The organism is Nannocystis sp. (genome assembly GCF_016714285.1).
In the GTDB taxonomy this organism is placed as follows: domain Bacteria; phylum Myxococcota_A; class Polyangia; order Nannocystales; family Nannocystaceae; genus Nannocystis.
Genome location: NZ_JADJNN010000001.1, coordinates 340,858 through 354,915, shown reverse-complemented (window position 1 = coordinate 354,915; position 14,058 = coordinate 340,858). Strand labels below are relative to the sequence as shown.

Sequence of the window (14,058 nt, the reverse complement as noted above, 5' to 3'; positions counted from 1 at the left end):
AGCGCCAGCTGACCGGGGGGTGAGAGCCAGCGGGCTCAGGCGCCGCGGCGCCCGAGCTGCTGCAGCGCCGCCCCGGTCGCGTCGGCCAGGCGCGCCGCCGCCTCGGCGACCGCGGCCACCCGCGCCGCCGACTGCACGAGCTCCGCGACCGCCTCGGTCGCCGTGCGCAGCGCCGCCAGCTCGCGCAGGTGCAGCGGCCGCAGCTCGGCGCCCAGCAGCGCGACCCGCTGCTGCTCGTCGCGCAGGCCGTTGATGCGCTCGTCGAGCGCACGGATCTCGTCGTTCACCCCGGCCCAGCGCGCAGCATGTTCGATCGGATCGATCGCGTCGAGCCGTGTGCGGAGCAGCTGTCCCACCTCGGAGAGGCGGTCGATCGCGCGGGCGATGTCATCGAGGCTCGTGGAATCGCGTGGTGTGCTCATCGTCCGCTCCTACGGCTGGGGGGGCTTGGCGGTCAAAGGCGCCGCCGGGTCGCGGTGAGGGTCCGGCTTGAGCCCGTCCGGACGCTCCGGTCCTGGAGGCGTCGGCGGCACCGGGGTATCGGACAGCGTCGGCCTCGGCGTCGGTGTCGGTGTCGGCGTCGGCGTCGGCGTCGGCGTCGGCGTCGGGTTCACCGTGCCGCCCCCACCGGTGCCACCCGTTATGGTCCCGACGCTCGGCGGACGAGTCGACGCCTGCGCCGCTGCGAGCCCGGCCTTCACGTCGGCGAGGTCCTCGTCGACCTGCGCACCGACCTGCGCCCCGTACTCGATGTAAAAGCGTGCGCCGTCGACGAAGCCGAGCGGCCGCGACAGGTTCACCAGGCCGCGGATGAAGCGGTGCAGCGCGGCGCGGTCGATCGCCAGGGCCGAGCGCGAGTAGAGCACGCTCTCCTCCCACAACAGGCCCTGGTCACGGACCTCGTACGTCGCCTCGCTGGCCGCCACCACGCCCTCGAACAGCGTGAGCCGCTGCTTCCGATCCTCCGTGCCAGCGACCTTCCACTGCGCCAGCGTGCGCGCGTTGTACTGGCCCTGCTCGGCGACCTCCTGCCGGCGCTGGACCAGACCCCGCTGGCGCAGCTGGACGACGCCAGTCCGCGCCGCCGTGAACGCGGCCGTCTCGACCTCGAGGCGCTCGCCAGCCCACGCCAGCACGCCGGCCTGCTCGCGCATCGCCTTCGTCGCGCACCCTGACTCCACCGTCCAAGCGATGACCAGCGCCGCGATGATACCTGTCCTTCGGGACATCTCAGTACACCCCCCCGGCGACGACCCCGAAGCCGACCGCGCTGACGATGATCTGCGCCAGCGCCTCGGGCCGGATCCCGCCGTGGTTGAACTTCGCCAGCTCGGCCACGCCGGCCGCCAGGTAGACCTCGCGCACCGCCATCGCCGCGCGCGAGCGGTCGATGCTGGCCTCGTGGTGCACCCCCAGCTCGAGCACGTCGGCCTGCTGCTGGCCCGCGCGTCCGAGCGTCCACGCGTTGCTGTAGGCCAGGAGCATGCGCGTCGTCTCGTCGCGGCAGCCGTCCTGGGCCTGGGCCGCGACCAGCGGCCGCGCCCCGCAGCCGGCCCGCTCGGCCCGCTGCAGATCGGCGTACGCGGCGATCAGCTGGGTGTACTCGTCGAGCTGCGCCGCGAGCTTGGCCACGTCGATGCGGCGCCGACGCTCCGCGTGCCCGATCGCCGCCTCGAGCGCCGCCCGCTCGACCCGCAGCGTCTCGCGGATCAGGGTCAGCACCGCCAGATGAAACGCGTCGACCGCCGCCTCCACGCGATCCATGCCGGTGATCGTGCTGTGCAGCGCCCGGATCAGCGCCGGGGTCGCCCGCGAACGCGGCAGCTCGCCCGTCGCTGGGGGTGACCGTGCGACCCGATCCTCGCGGCGCTCGATCAGCTCGTCGAGCACCCCGATCTGCTCGCCCAGCTGGATCGCCCGCCCCTGCCGCGCGAGCACACCGAAGCCCCGCCCCCGCAAACCAGCGGGCACCGCGATCTGGGCGAGCCCCGCGAAGGCCCGCTCGACCTGGGCCGCGTCAGGTCGCGGCCGCGCCCGAACCCGTTGGACCGGCCGGACCCGCCACAGCCACTTCCTCGCAGCGCCGCCGCGCCGCCGTGTACACGTCGAGGCTCCGCGCCAGCTCGACATCGTAGGCCGCCAGCGCGTCGTGCACCGCCAGCACAACGTTCGCCTGCTCGGCCAGGCGCCCGCCGCTGCACCCCGCCGCGCCCGCGCAGCTCGCCGTGCCCAGCGCGACCAGGTTGTCGCGCCGCTTCGCACACAGCCCGCGCACCCGCGCCGCCTCGGCCTCCACCTCGGGGCTGCGCACCACCCCGGGCCGCGCCGGCGCGTCCGGGCAGCGCGGCGACGGCGAGCTCCCGGCCGACAACCCGGCCGCCCGCGCCGTCACCACGAAGTCCGTGCCCGCCTTGGCCAGCCGCGCCGCGTCGCTCTGCGGCCCCTGCCACGCCCGCATCTGCTCGCGCAGCGCGACCAGCAGCGAGACCAGCGCGTCCGGCCCCGCGGGCGCCCGCGCCTGCAGCTCCTTGCGCCCGCGGCCGGGGCTCGGCTTCGGCTCCGCGACGACCTGTCCGAAAGGCAAGGTCAACCCGCCGAGCTCCTCGATCCGCCGCGTCAGCTTGCTGCACAGCGTGGTCCAGCCGTCGCCCTTGAAGCGCCCGCGGCAGCGCGGGTGCAGCAGGATCTCCGTGTCCGGATCGTTCTCGTCGACGGCCGTCGCCGAGAGCACGTCGAGCAGGTCGCGATCGCGGCCCGTCTGCGCCCACGACCGGGCGGCCGCCAGCTCCTGCGTCAGCATGTCAGCCGCCAGCGCCAGCTCCGGCGCGAAGCCCTCGGTCAGGCGCGCCCCCTGGAGCTCCGTCACCGCCTGATCCGCCGCCTCCGCGTCGTGCGGGCGATGTAGATGCGCCCCGCAGGCCGAGATCGCCAGCAATGATGCGGACGACGCCGACATCAGGAACACGAGACCGGAGCGAATCCCCATCGGAGCGCACGACTCTCGCACGCCGACCCTCGCCCGCACAAGCCTCGCTGCGACCAACGCCCGACCGAGCCGACCAACGCCCGACCGAGCCGACCAACGCCCGACCAACGCCAGCGCCCGACCAGGCGCCGCGACGACGGCCCCTCCCGCGGGCGCGCCTGCGCTACCATGGCCCCGCGCGCATGCCCACGCCCGCATCCCCCTTGCGGCCAGCGCCCGCCGAACTCGCCGCGCGTCGCCGTCGCCTGCTCGCCCTGCACCGCCGCCACGCCGGCCGCGTACGCGCCCTCGTCTACTGGTTCGGCGCCGAGCTCGAGGCGATCGACGACGCCGTCCTGCAGACCTTCCTGCTCGCCGATCGCCACGCCCGCACCCCGTCCGACGCCAGCGCCCTGCCCTGGCTCGCCCGCCTCGCCTGGCGCGTCACCAGCCGCAGCGATCACCCGGGCCGCAGCGACCACGACGACACCCGCTGCCACGCCGGCGAGTCCACGCCCGCGATCCCCGTCCTGCCGCCCGCCGCCGACCTGCTCGCGCGCCTGCTCGCCGTCCACGCGCCCAGCCACGAGCAGCGCGCCGCCTTCATCCTCGCCGAGCTCGCCGGCCTCTCCGTCCCGGCCCTCGCTGTCGTCCTCGGCCGCGAGCCCGACGTCCTGCGCGGCGAGCTCACCCGCCTGCGTCGCGCCCTCGCCGACGATCGCGAGGTCCTCGCCCTCGGTGGCCCGCGTGCGCTGCTCCTCGGCAGCCTCACCCCCTTCGTCGCCGACCCCGAGTGGCAGCGCCGCCACGCCGCCCGCCTGATCGCCCGCCTCCCGCGGCCCGCCCCGAGCCTCGCCGACACCCTGCGCCGCCCGCCCGCGATCCTCGCCCTCGGCCTCGCCGCGATCGCCGTCCTCCTGCTCCTGCGCCCCGCCCCGCCGGCGCCCCGCCCCCGCCTCGTGCCGCCACCGGTCGTCCGCGCCACGCCGCTGCCCCCCGCGCCGGTCGTCGCCCCGCCCCTCCCCGTACCTGTCCCTCCGGCCATGCCCCCCGAGCCAGCCTCGCCTGTCCGCGTCGCCCGCAAGCCGACCCGCCGCCCAGCTCGCCCCGCCCGCGATCGCCTCGCGGAGCGCGAGCAGCTGGCCAAGGCCCGCGACCCCGGCGCCATCATCATCGAGCTCGAGATGATCGGCGCCGGCCGCAAGGCGCTGGCCCAGAACCCGCGCCAGGCCCTCGCCTACGCCGAGCAGCACGCCCGCGACTACCCGCAGAGCCAGCTCGCGACCCAGCGCGCCGAGCTGCGCGTGCGGGCCCTGTGCGCGCTCGGCCGCCGCGACGAGGCCCGCAGCGAGGCCAACCGCGCCCAGGTCCCCCGCGTCCAGGACGCCCTGCGCGAGGCCTGCAAGCCCTGATCACCGCCTGTCCACAACCTGTCCCTGGGGCCAGCTTCAACCCCGGCGCTCGATCTGCCAGCACTGGTGGATCCGCGGGTTGCGGGCGAAGTCCCGCGGGATCGTCTCGCGCGTGATGTCCGTGATCGCCAGCTCGGCGAGCGCCTCGGCGTCGAGGCGAAAGCGGCGGTTGTTGTTCGAGAACACCAGGATCCCCCCGCGCTCGAGCAGGCGCACGGCCTCGCGGATCAGCTGCACGTGGTCGCGCTGCAGATCGAAGCTGTCCTCCATCCGCTTCGAATTCGAGAAGGTCGGCGGGTCGAGGAAGATGAGCCCGTAGCGGCGCAGCTCCTGCGCCATCCAGGCCCGGCACTCGGCCGTGATCAGTCGGTGCTCCGGCCCCGTGATCCCGTTCAGGTCGAAGTTCTTGCGCGCCCACGCCGTGTAGGTCGGTGACATGTCGACCGTCGTCGTCGCCAGCGCCCCGCCCTTCACCGCGTGCACCGTCGCCGAGCCGGTGTACGCGAACAGGTTGAGGAAGCGACGGCCCTTCGCCAGCTGCCCGACCCGCGCGCGTCAGGCGATGGTCGAGGAACAGCCCGGTGTCGAGGTAATCGGTGAGGTTGACGAAGAAGCGCGCCGGCCCCTCGCGGACCTCGAGCAGCTTGCCGGTCGCCGCCTGCTTGCCGTACTGCGAGCCGCCGCGGCTGCGCTCGCGGATCTTCAGGTGCACCTGATCTCGCGGGATGCCGAGCACCTCAGGGACCACCGCCATCACGTCGCGCAGCCGCGACTCGGCCCGCTCCGCCTCGATCTCCTTCGGCGCCGCGTACTCCTGCACGTGCGCGTGCTCGCCGTAGACATCGACCGCCACCGCGTAGTCCGGGATGTCCTGGTCGTACACGCGGTAGCAGCTGATCTGCTCCCTGGCCGCCCACGGCGCCAGCTGCTTGCGGTTCTTGGCCAACCGGTTGGCGAACGCCTCCGCCGCCTCGCTACGGACCTGCGGGCGATCGACGCGCGGCCGCTGGATCGCCGCCTCCTCGAGCTTGAACAGCAGCAGGTGCACCGGCAGCGCCCCGTTGTAGAGGTCGTAGATCTTGCGGGCCCGCAGCCCGATCGCGTGCCCGAGCTCGCGGTCCTCGAGCAGCACCGCCGCCGCCCCGCCCATGTGCCGCGTCTTCAGCAGCTCGCCGAGCTCGCGGTACAGCGGGCGCAGGTCCTCGCCCTCGCCGACCCGCGCGCCATACGGCGGGTTGCAAACCACCAGGCCGACGGAGGCCCCCTCGGGCCTGTCCTTTGGGGCAGGTGCCAGCAGCTGCTCACCGAGGGCGAAGCGCTCGACGTGGACCACCCGGCGCAGCCCGGCCTGCTCGATGTTTCGGTGCGCCGCCGCGATCGCCAGGCCCGAGGTGTCGTAGCCGCGGATGTCCGGGATCTTCGCCGCCCCCGCGGCCGCGCGCGCGCTCGCCTCGGCGACCAGCTCGGCCCAGATCGCCGGCTCGTGCCCGCGCCAGCCGAGGAAGCCGAAGTGCTCGCGCCCCAGCCCCGGCGCCCGGTCACCGGCCATCCACGCCCCCTCGATCAGCAGCGTCCCCGAGCCGCACATCGGGTCCAGCAGCGGCCCGCCCGCGGCCGCGATCGCCGGCCAGCCCGCCCGCAGCAGCACCGCCGCCGCCAGGTTCTCCTTGAGCGGCGCCATCGCCCCCTCCTCGCGATACCCGCGGCGGTGCAGGCTCTCGCCCGAGAGATCGATCGACAGCACCGCCTCGTCGCGCCCGCCCTCCCGCGCCTGTCCCGGAGGACCTGTCCGTTTGCGCAGGTGGACGTGGATCCGCAGGTCGGGCCGCAGCTTGTCCACCGAGGGCCGCTGCGTCCCCGCGCGCAGCTGGTCGACCACCGCGTCCTTCACCTTCTGCGCCCCGAAGGTGGTGTGCACGATCGCCGCGTTGGTCCCGGTGAAGTCGACCGCCAGCGTCGCCGTGCGGTCCATGTGCCGGGCCCAGTCGATCGCCAGCGCCGCCGCGTACAGCTCCTCCGCGTCGCTCGCCGGCCCGCGCCCGAGCTCGAGCAGCACGCGTCCGGCCACCCGCGACCACAGGCACGCGCGGTAGCCGACCTGCAGCGGCCCCTGAAACAACACCCCGGACGGTTGCAGCTTGATCGCCGCGGCCCCCAGCGCCGCGAGCTCGGCCGCCAGCAGCTCCTCGAGACCTCGGGGCGCGGTGGCGAAGAATTGCAGCGTCGCGGACATCGCCGCCTCTTAGCACGGCCAGCGCGGCCCCGCGCGCCCGCCACGAATCAGCGTCCGCCGGGACTGCACGATCCTCGCGTCCGCCGCGCGAGCCGGGCATGATCACCGGCCGATCAAGCGGCCGTGATAGCCAGACAGCCGAGGGAACGATGCTCGAACGCCTGCACAACATCGACTGGAGCAGCCTGACGCACGCCTACGGCGCCGCCACCGACGTCCCCGGCCTGCTCCGGGCGCTCGCCGCCGACGACCACCAGGCCCGCAAGGACGCCTACTGGGAGCTCTACGGCAACATCTTCCACCAGGGCACGCGCTACCCCGCGACCGCCCCCGCCGTGCCCTTCCTGCTCGAGCTGCTCGCCGACCCGCACACCCCCGATCGCCACGAGCTGCTCCTCCTCCTCACGCACCTCGTCACCGGCCAGTTCAGCGTCGCCGCCGACCCCGTGATGTACGCCGGTGAGCCCGACGACGGCCTGAGCCTCGCCGCCCGCGACGGCGACGACGACGCGACGATCCTCCGCGACATCTACCGCGCCGCCGAGGCCGGCCTCCCGCTCTACCTCGGCCTCGTCCAGCACGCCGACACCGCCCACCTGCGCGCCGCCGCCAGCTTCCTGCTCGCGTGCCTGTGGACCCGCGCCGCCGTCACCGTCCCGCTGCTGCGCGCCCAGCTCGCCCGCGAGACCAGCACCCCCGCGCGGGCCAGCCTCGCCTTCGCCCTCGGTCGCCTGCAAGGCGCCGGCGGCCCCGACCCCGCGCTGCTCCAGCTCCACGCCCACGACCCCGCCCCCCTGGTCCGCCTCATCGCCGCCGTCGGCCTCGTCCGCGCCGCCGACGGCGAGGCCCAGGCCGCCGCCGTCGCCACCCTCATCGCCGCCGTCCACGACCCCGACAGCGTGCCCGGCTACGACGACCTCCCCTGCGGCGAGCGCGACCTCCCCGGCGACATCGGCTACGTCCTGCGCAGCCTCCCGCCCGCGCTCGGCCTGCGCGCCCTCCCGGCCCTCTGCGCCGCCCTCGAGCGCGCCGAGGACTTCGGCACCATGGGCCTGGTCGAGGCCCTGCTCGCCTTCACCTTCGGCGAGCCGGGCCCCGAGCCGGGCCCCGAGCTGGGCAGCGAGGATGACCTCGAGGACATGTCTGAACAGACAGCCACCCCCACGCTCGACCCGCAGCTGCTCACGCCGGAGCAGCGCCAGGCCCTCACCGCGATGGCCACCACCCACGAGCTGTGGACCATCGGCAACCTCTTCTTCGTCCTGCGCAGCTACGGCATCCCGACCCAGCGCAACGAGCTCGCCGCCCTGCTCGGCCTCCCGATCGTCCGCGATGAGGCCGCAGAGCTGGCCGCCCAGGCTCGCTTTCACCGCGTGCACATGCACAACCCCGGCGAGGCCGTCGGCCTGCTGCGCCGCGCCGCCGAGCTCGCCCCGAACGACGCCGGCGTCTGGCAGCAGCTCGCCCAGGCGCTCCACGCCGGCGACGACAACCCCGAGGCGCTCATCGCCCTCGATCGCGCCCTCGCCCTCGACCCGCTGCTCCCCGCCGCCCACTTCACCCGCGGTCTCGTCGTCGTCCACACCGAACCAGCCGAGGCCGCGGCCGCCTTCGCCCGCGCCGCCGAGCTCGGCCACCAGCCGCTCCAGGCCATCACCAACCGCGCCACCTGCCTGGCGATGATCGGCCGCCGCAACGAGGCCCTGGGCCTGCTCGAGCAGCTCACCGCCAACCACCCGGACTTCGCCGAGGGCTGGTACAGCCTCGGCCTCGCTCTGGTCAAGCTCGGCCGCCACGCCGACTCGATCGCCGCCCTCACCCGCGCCATCGCCATCGACCCCGACCACGCCAACGCCCACTACGCCCGCGCCTGCGCCCACGCGCTGCAGTCCGAGCCCACGCCGGCCATCGCCGACGTCGCCCGCGCCGTCGCCATCGATCCGGTCCTGCGCGCCGCGATCCGCGACGACGCCGACTTCGAAGCCCTCGCCGACGACCCCGAGTTCCAGCGCCTCACCGCCGCCGAGCCCGCTCCCGGACCCGGCCCCACGCAGCGCAACTGAGGCCCCACGCGGCGCAACGGAATTGCGCCGCGCAGCGCCACGGAGCTCCGCTCCTCAGCCCATCGGGATGCCGCAGATCCCGACGTTCTCGAGCCCGGGCGGCGCAGTCCCCATCTCGTACCACACGATGCACTCCTGACCGGCTCCGGGGCACATCGCCGGCATCTCGGTGACGTCGCAGAACGGCAGGCAGCAGCCGATCGCGTCCGGCTTGCACTCCTTGGCCAGCATCACGTTGGCGCACATGAAGCCCTTGTCGCACGCGTTCACGAACTCGCAGGGGTCGAAGGCCTTGCCCATGTCGCCCGACGCGTCCAGCACGCACGCGAACTCCTCCTGGTTGTTCGGGTTCGGGATGCACAGGTTGTCGTTCGCGCAGTCCTGCGCGAGCGGGTCGCAGCGCGGCAGGCAGAGGTTGAGCACGCCGTCGTTCGACACGAAGCAGCTGGTCTGCGCGTCGCACATCGGCGCCGCCTGGGTGCCCTTACACTGGGCCACGCAGGTGCCCATCATCGTGTCGGGCTTCACGTCCCAGCACATCACGCCGAGGTCGCAGGTGTCGAAGCCGCTGACCGCCCCGCCCATGGTCGTGCACGAGTCGCCCGGCTGGCCCTTCGCCGGGTCGACGTCGACGCACTTGGTCGCGTTCCAGGCGGTCCCGCTGTCGGCCCACGGCATGCACTTCTGCCCCTTGGGACAGTCCTGGCCGAACACATCGCACTCCTTCACGCCGCCGGCGCCGGCGTCGGTCGGGATGATGAAGGTGCCGCCGGTCACGCCGCCCGTGTCGGCCACGCTGGTGGTCGGCGGGCCCTCGCTGGTCGACTGCCCGCCCGTGCTCCCGGCGCTGGTCTCGGACTGCCCCGCACTGGTGCTCGCGTCACCGGTGGTGTCGCTGGTCGGGCCCTGCGTCTGGTTGGAGTCCTTGCCGCAGGCGACGGCGAGGAGCGTGGAGAGGAGACTCAGCGAAACTACGGTCGATCTCATGGTTGCACCTCGCGCATGCGGAAGTCGCGACCGATACCACGACCGGAGCGAAATCGACAACAAGCCAGCAGACGGCCCCCACGGCCATCACCGCGGCCCCAGGACCCATGTTCCGTCGCCGCGGCTCAGGGCTTCTGCGCGGTCACCCAGGCGCCGACGAAGCCGCCGTTCGGCACCCCACACATGCTGCCCCCGAACACCGGCCCATTGAACCCGACCTTGAACTCCACCCCCGCCGTGCCGGCCATCACCAGGCGGTAGCTGCGACCGGCGATGAAGGTCTTGTCCTTGGCGAAGGCCACGTTGACGATGAACTGGTTGCTCTGGCCCTTCAGCACCTTCGAGAACGCACTCCCGCCGCAGGGCCCCATCACCCCGTTGGCCGGGAACGAGAACGGGTCCGCGGTGAGGCACACCAGGAGGTCGCCCGGCCCGTGCTCGGTGCCACCCGAGTTGTCGAAGATCTTCACCGACGACACATCGAACTTCGACCCGCCGCCCATCAGCTCCAGCTGCAGCGGCAGCTTGTCGAGGTACAGGTCGCTCCCGGTGTTGTTCTTGACCGTGAACGCCAGCGACGCCAGCTCGCGAAAGTTGACGTTGTCGGGCGGCACGAAGCGCTTGGCCACCGGCGGCAGCGTGTGCTGCGTGAACACCACCTCCGCGTTGCAGCCCCCGCCCTTGTCGGTCCAGCAGTCGACCTTCGCGTTCAGCTCGCAGGTCTTGGTGTTGTTGCAGAACCACTGCTGACAGCCCAGGAAGTCGCCGCACTCGACGCTCTGCGTGCACGCCATGAACAGCGGGCAGCGCTGCCCGGTCGCCACATCCGCGGGCCCCTGCGCGCACGCCGGACCCGGCGCCGCGCACTTGCCCCCCGTGCACACCCCGCTCAGGCAGTCCGCCGGCGCCCCGCAGCCCTCGCCCACGTCGCAGCCGCCGCACGGACCGCCGCAGTCCACGTCGCTCTCGCCCCCGTTCTTCTTCCCGTCGCCGCAGCCCGCGGGGGCGCACACCCCTGCCTGACACACCTGGCTCGCACAGTCGGCGTCGATCAGACACTCGACGCACTGCCCGAGCCCGTCGCACTGGCCGAGCCCACACGCCATGCCCATCGGCGCCGGCGCCTGCCCGCACAGCCCGGCCTCGCAGGTCGCCGTCAGGCACTCGCCCGGCGCCGGGCAGTCCTTCGCCGCCTTGCACCCCGGCTCACCCGTGCTGCCCGCCCCGCTGCTCGCGCTCAGCATCCCCGTGCTCGCTTCGTCAGTCCCGGCGCCGCTCGTGCTCACGTCGCCGCTCGTGCTCGTCGCCTCCGCGGTGTCCGTCACGACCGACCCGCTGCTCCCCGTGTCGCCGACGCTCACGCTCCCGGTCTCCGCGACGCTCGCGCTCCCCGTCTCAGCGACGCTCGCGCTCCCCGTCATGCCCGCGCCCGTCGTGCCCGCCCCGCTCGTCGGCGTCGACCCGCCCGAGCTCGTCATACCTGCGCTCGCCCCCGTCTCGCTGGCCCCGCCGCTCGTGCCACCGCTGCCAGCGTCGCCGCAGCCGAGCACCAGCGCCAGCACCACACCCACCCGTCGATCGACCACCATGACGCGGACGCTACTACGCGGCCGCCGGGCTGAACAGCCCGCGCTGCCCCCGAGCGGGCACGCGCCACGCCGCCCGGACGATCGCCGGATCACCCTGCACAGCGTCCTCGTCTACTTCAACGACGACTTCAGCGGCGGCGAGACCCGCTTCCTCGAGCCGATCGAGCGCACGATCATCCCGCGTCGCGGCGCTGCCCTCGTGTTCCAGCACAAGCTGCGCCACGAGGGCTGCGTGGTGCACAGCGGCCGCAAATACGCGATGCGCAGCGACCTCGTCTACGAGGCCGCCGAACCCCTGCGCATGCCCGGCACCTGACCCGCGCGCCGCTCACAGCTCGGCCGAGTACGGCGGCGCCGGGTGATACTCGATGTAGCGCTGGACCTCGCGCGCGAACGCCGGGTCGCGCAGCTGGCCGACGATCCACAGCGCCATGTCGATCCCCGCGGACACCCCAGCCGCGGTCACCACGTTGCCGTCGCGAACGAAGCGGACCCCCTCGAGCACCGTGACCTCGCCGCGCGCACGCAGGGTCTCGACGAAGCTGTGATGCGTCGTCACCCTGCGCCCGCGCGCGACCCCGCAGGCGTGCAGCAGCAGCGCCCCGGTGCACACGCTGCTGACCCACTGGCACTTCGCCGCCGTCGCGGCCAGCCAGGCCAGCAGCGCCTGGTTGTTCGCCGCGCTGCGCGTGCCGATGCCGCCCGGCACCACCAGCACATCGAACTCGCTCTCGGCGAGCCCGCAGTCGGGCAGCACGCGCATGCCCTTCGCGCAGCGCACGGGCCCGTCCGTTGCCGCGATCAGGCGCACGCTGTCGCTACCATCACGAGCGAGGTGCGCCGCGGCGGTGAACACCTCCCACGGCCCGACGAAGTCCAGCTCCTCGACGCCCTCGAAGATCAGGATCCCGATCGCCGCCACGTCGCACCGCCCCGGGGGACCCTCAGGTCGCCGCCGGCTCGAGCGCGCGTGCGGCCTTGATCAGCTCGCGCAGCTGCTTGGCGCCGAGCGACGCCGCCGCCGCACCGAGCTCGATGAGCAGGTCCGCCTTGCCCGAGTTGCGGTGCTTGTTGCGCGGCAGCAGCTCGCTCGGCTCGCAGCCGAAGGCCTGCGCCAGCAGCAGCAGCGACTCGATGCGCGGCGACTTGTAGCCGAGCTCGAGCTTGTTCACGGTGGTGACCGTCAACCCGGTCGCCTTGGCCAGCTCCTCGATCGTGAGGTGCGGGCGCCAGCCGGTCTCGTTCTGCCGCTTGCGCCGCGTCTTCGGCGGGGGGCTCGAGGTGCGCCAGTGCCTGATCCGTCGTCCGATTTCCTGGGCTACTTCGTTGTCTGTCATGGGCCGTCGTGTTTGTGGAGGAGCTGCTTCGCGGGAGGAGGAGGAGAGAAGATGGCCTCCAGGACATGACGCATCATTCCTGGCGCTTGGGACACTCTAACAGGCGGGCCGCGCCCGCGGCAAGCGCCTTCCGGAGCTCGCACCTGTCCCAAAGGCGGGTCGACGCCAACCTGGCCCTTGGGTCCGGTCGCTGGCTCACCGCGCCGCCGACCCGCCTCGGCGGCATGGCCTTTGGGCCAGGCCACCCGCCGCCACCCGCCACCCCGCGGCGGTGCGACGGAACCCGGCCACCCGCCCGGTCCCCGCGCCGACGCGCCCCGCGAGCCGCCGTGCCCACCGCCTGATCGCGTTCCGATCCCGACCTGAGCCCGCCCACCGCCGCTGACGTACTCTGGCCAACATGCCCGCTGCCGCCCGCGACCACCGTCCCCTGTGCCTCGCGTTGCTCCTCACCGGCTGCCCCGGCGGCCTGTTCGGCAGCAGCAACGACGGCGACGGCGACGGCGGCGACGGGGCGTGGAGCGACACCTTCACCACCGACCTCGTCACCGACGCCGGCGGCGACAGCAACAGCAACAGCAACAGCAACAGCAACAGCGACACCGATCCGCCGACCACCGGCATCGAGCCGACCGGCGCCGACAACGAGCTGCCCGACAGCGACCAGTGCCCCTGCGTCGCCGACAACGAGGACATCTATGTCCTCTCGAGCACCGGCAGCGTGTGGAGCTTCGACCCCACCGACACCAGCTTCGACTTCATCACCGACATCGTCTGCGGCGGCATGAGCGAGACCTTCTCGATGGGCGTCAGTCGCAAGGGCCGCGCGTGGGTCCAGTACGTCACCGGCGACCTGTTCACCGTCGACCTCAAGGACCCCGGCACCGCCTGCAAGGACCCCGGCTTCAACAACACCGACCCGCTGTTCCCGAACTTCGGCATGGCCTTCGTCGCCAACAGCGTCGACGACCCCTGCGACAAGCTCCACGCCCACTCCGCGATCGACCCGGGCCTCATCGGCCCCGACGTCGGCGCGCTCGGGGTCATCGACCCCAAGACCCTCGTGCTGAGCGAGATCGCCAGCATCGACTACGCCTGGGGCGAGCTCACCGGCACCGGCGACGGCCGCCTCTACGCGTTTCAGGGCCAGGCCCCCCCGCACATCGCCGAGTACGACAAGGCCACCGGCGAGGTGCTCGGCACCTGGCCCCTGCCCGGCCTCGAGAACCCCGACGCCTTCGCCTTCGCCTCCTGGGGCGGCGACTTCTACCTGTTCATGACCCACCCCGACGACTTCGGCGTCGGCCTGAGCCAGGTCATCCACGTCGACTTCGACGAGAGCGACGGCGCCGGCAAGGCCATCACAACGATCGTCGACGAGGCCCCGATCCGCATCGTCGGCGCCGGCGTCTCGACCTGCGCGCCACAGTGATCCGGGGGCGCCCTCCCACGGCCCTCGCAGCGCACGCACC

At 73.4% G+C, this 14,058-nt stretch carries 12 protein-coding genes and 1 pseudogene; 4 read left to right on the top strand and 9 right to left on the bottom strand.

What is annotated here, in order from left to right; genetic code table 11:
* Positions 1-35: 35 nt before the first annotated feature.
* The 4 genes from IPJ59_RS01515 to IPJ59_RS01500 form a co-directional block, all read right to left on the bottom strand.
* Positions 36-422 carry a hypothetical protein gene (locus tag IPJ59_RS01515; protein ID WP_293253874.1) on the bottom strand — a complete coding sequence of 129 codons (387 nt, stop codon included), beginning with the start codon at positions 420-422 and terminating at the stop codon, positions 36-38.
* Between the two features lie 9 nt (positions 423-431).
* Positions 432-1,154: a hypothetical protein gene (locus IPJ59_RS01510; protein WP_293269466.1), complete on the bottom strand. Its 723-nt coding sequence runs from the start codon at positions 1,152-1,154 to the stop codon at positions 432-434.
* Positions 1,155-1,230: 76 nt separating this feature from the next.
* Entirely contained in the window at positions 1,231-1,938 is a 708-nt protein-coding gene (locus IPJ59_RS01505; RefSeq protein ID WP_293269465.1) for a hypothetical protein, read from the bottom strand.
* Positions 1,939-2,017: 79 nt separating this feature from the next.
* Positions 2,018-2,986, bottom strand: coding sequence for a hypothetical protein (locus IPJ59_RS01500; RefSeq protein ID WP_293269464.1), 969 nt, complete (start codon positions 2,984-2,986; stop codon positions 2,018-2,020).
* A gap of 182 nt (positions 2,987-3,168) precedes the next feature.
* Here IPJ59_RS01500 and IPJ59_RS37480 point away from each other — a divergent pair, with 182 nt between their 5' ends.
* Complete coding sequence (locus IPJ59_RS37480) at positions 3,169-4,377, top strand: hypothetical protein (protein WP_366524516.1); 1,209 nt, start codon at positions 3,169-3,171, stop codon at positions 4,375-4,377.
* Between the two features lie 36 nt (positions 4,378-4,413).
* On the opposite strand, the pseudogene rlmKL reads toward IPJ59_RS37480, so the two are convergent.
* Positions 4,414-6,610: pseudogene (rlmKL, locus tag IPJ59_RS01495) on the bottom strand (bifunctional 23S rRNA (guanine(2069)-N(7))-methyltransferase RlmK/23S rRNA (guanine(2445)-N(2))-methyltransferase RlmL).
* 149 nt (positions 6,611-6,759) lie between these two features.
* Between rlmKL and IPJ59_RS01490 the strand changes: the two are divergent.
* Positions 6,760-8,673, top strand: coding sequence for a TPR end-of-group domain-containing protein (locus IPJ59_RS01490; RefSeq protein WP_293269462.1), 1,914 nt, complete (start codon positions 6,760-6,762; stop codon positions 8,671-8,673).
* Between the two features lie 54 nt (positions 8,674-8,727).
* Here IPJ59_RS01490 and IPJ59_RS01485 read toward each other — a convergent pair whose 3' ends face one another.
* Positions 8,728-9,660, bottom strand: coding sequence for a hypothetical protein (locus IPJ59_RS01485; RefSeq protein ID WP_293253856.1), 933 nt, complete (start codon positions 9,658-9,660; stop codon positions 8,728-8,730).
* A 125-nt stretch (positions 9,661-9,785) separates the two neighbouring features.
* A complete protein-coding gene (locus tag IPJ59_RS01480; RefSeq protein ID WP_293269461.1) occupies positions 9,786-10,985 on the bottom strand; it encodes a hypothetical protein in 1,200 nt (399 codons plus the stop codon).
* On the opposite strand from IPJ59_RS01480, the gene IPJ59_RS01475 reads away from it, so the two are divergent.
* Positions 10,975-11,565, top strand: coding sequence for a 2OG-Fe(II) oxygenase (locus IPJ59_RS01475; RefSeq protein WP_293253850.1), 591 nt, complete (start codon positions 10,975-10,977; stop codon positions 11,563-11,565). The genes IPJ59_RS01480 and IPJ59_RS01475 overlap by 11 nt on opposite strands.
* Positions 11,566-11,577: 12 nt before the next feature.
* On the opposite strand, the gene IPJ59_RS01470 is transcribed toward IPJ59_RS01475, so the two are convergent.
* Both IPJ59_RS01470 and IPJ59_RS01465 read right to left on the bottom strand, forming a co-directional pair.
* On the bottom strand, positions 11,578-12,171 hold the full coding sequence (locus IPJ59_RS01470) for a DJ-1/PfpI family protein (protein ID WP_293253847.1): 594 nt from the start codon (positions 12,169-12,171) through the stop codon (positions 11,578-11,580).
* 22 nt (positions 12,172-12,193) lie between these two features.
* A complete protein-coding gene (locus tag IPJ59_RS01465; protein ID WP_293253845.1) occupies positions 12,194-12,586 on the bottom strand; it encodes a helix-turn-helix domain-containing protein in 393 nt (130 codons plus the stop codon).
* A 400-nt stretch (positions 12,587-12,986) separates the two neighbouring features.
* Between IPJ59_RS01465 and IPJ59_RS01460 the strand changes: the two genes are divergently transcribed.
* A complete protein-coding gene (locus IPJ59_RS01460) occupies positions 12,987-14,018 on the top strand; it encodes a hypothetical protein (RefSeq protein ID WP_293269459.1) in 1,032 nt (343 codons plus the stop codon).
* Positions 14,019-14,058 lie beyond the last annotated feature (40 nt).

Coding starts and splice junctions, on each gene's coding strand:
- IPJ59_RS01515 (WP_293253874.1), bottom strand. CDS start 422: ATGAGCACACCACGCGATTCCACGAGCCTCGATGACATCGCCCGCGCG.
- IPJ59_RS01510 (WP_293269466.1), bottom strand. CDS start 1,154: ATGCGCGAGCAGGCCGGCGTGCTGGCGTGGGCTGGCGAGCGCCTCGAG.
- IPJ59_RS01500 (WP_293269464.1), bottom strand. CDS start 2,986: ATGGGGATTCGCTCCGGTCTCGTGTTCCTGATGTCGGCGTCGTCCGCA.
- IPJ59_RS37480 (WP_366524516.1), top strand. CDS start 3,169: ATGCCCACGCCCGCATCCCCCTTGCGGCCAGCGCCCGCCGAACTCGCC.
- IPJ59_RS01490 (WP_293269462.1), top strand. CDS start 6,760: ATGCTCGAACGCCTGCACAACATCGACTGGAGCAGCCTGACGCACGCC.
- IPJ59_RS01485 (WP_293253856.1), bottom strand. CDS start 9,660: ATGAGATCGACCGTAGTTTCGCTGAGTCTCCTCTCCACGCTCCTCGCC.
- IPJ59_RS01465 (WP_293253845.1), bottom strand. CDS start 12,586: ATGACAGACAACGAAGTAGCCCAGGAAATCGGACGACGGATCAGGCAC.
- IPJ59_RS01460 (WP_293269459.1), top strand. CDS start 12,987: ATGCCCGCTGCCGCCCGCGACCACCGTCCCCTGTGCCTCGCGTTGCTC.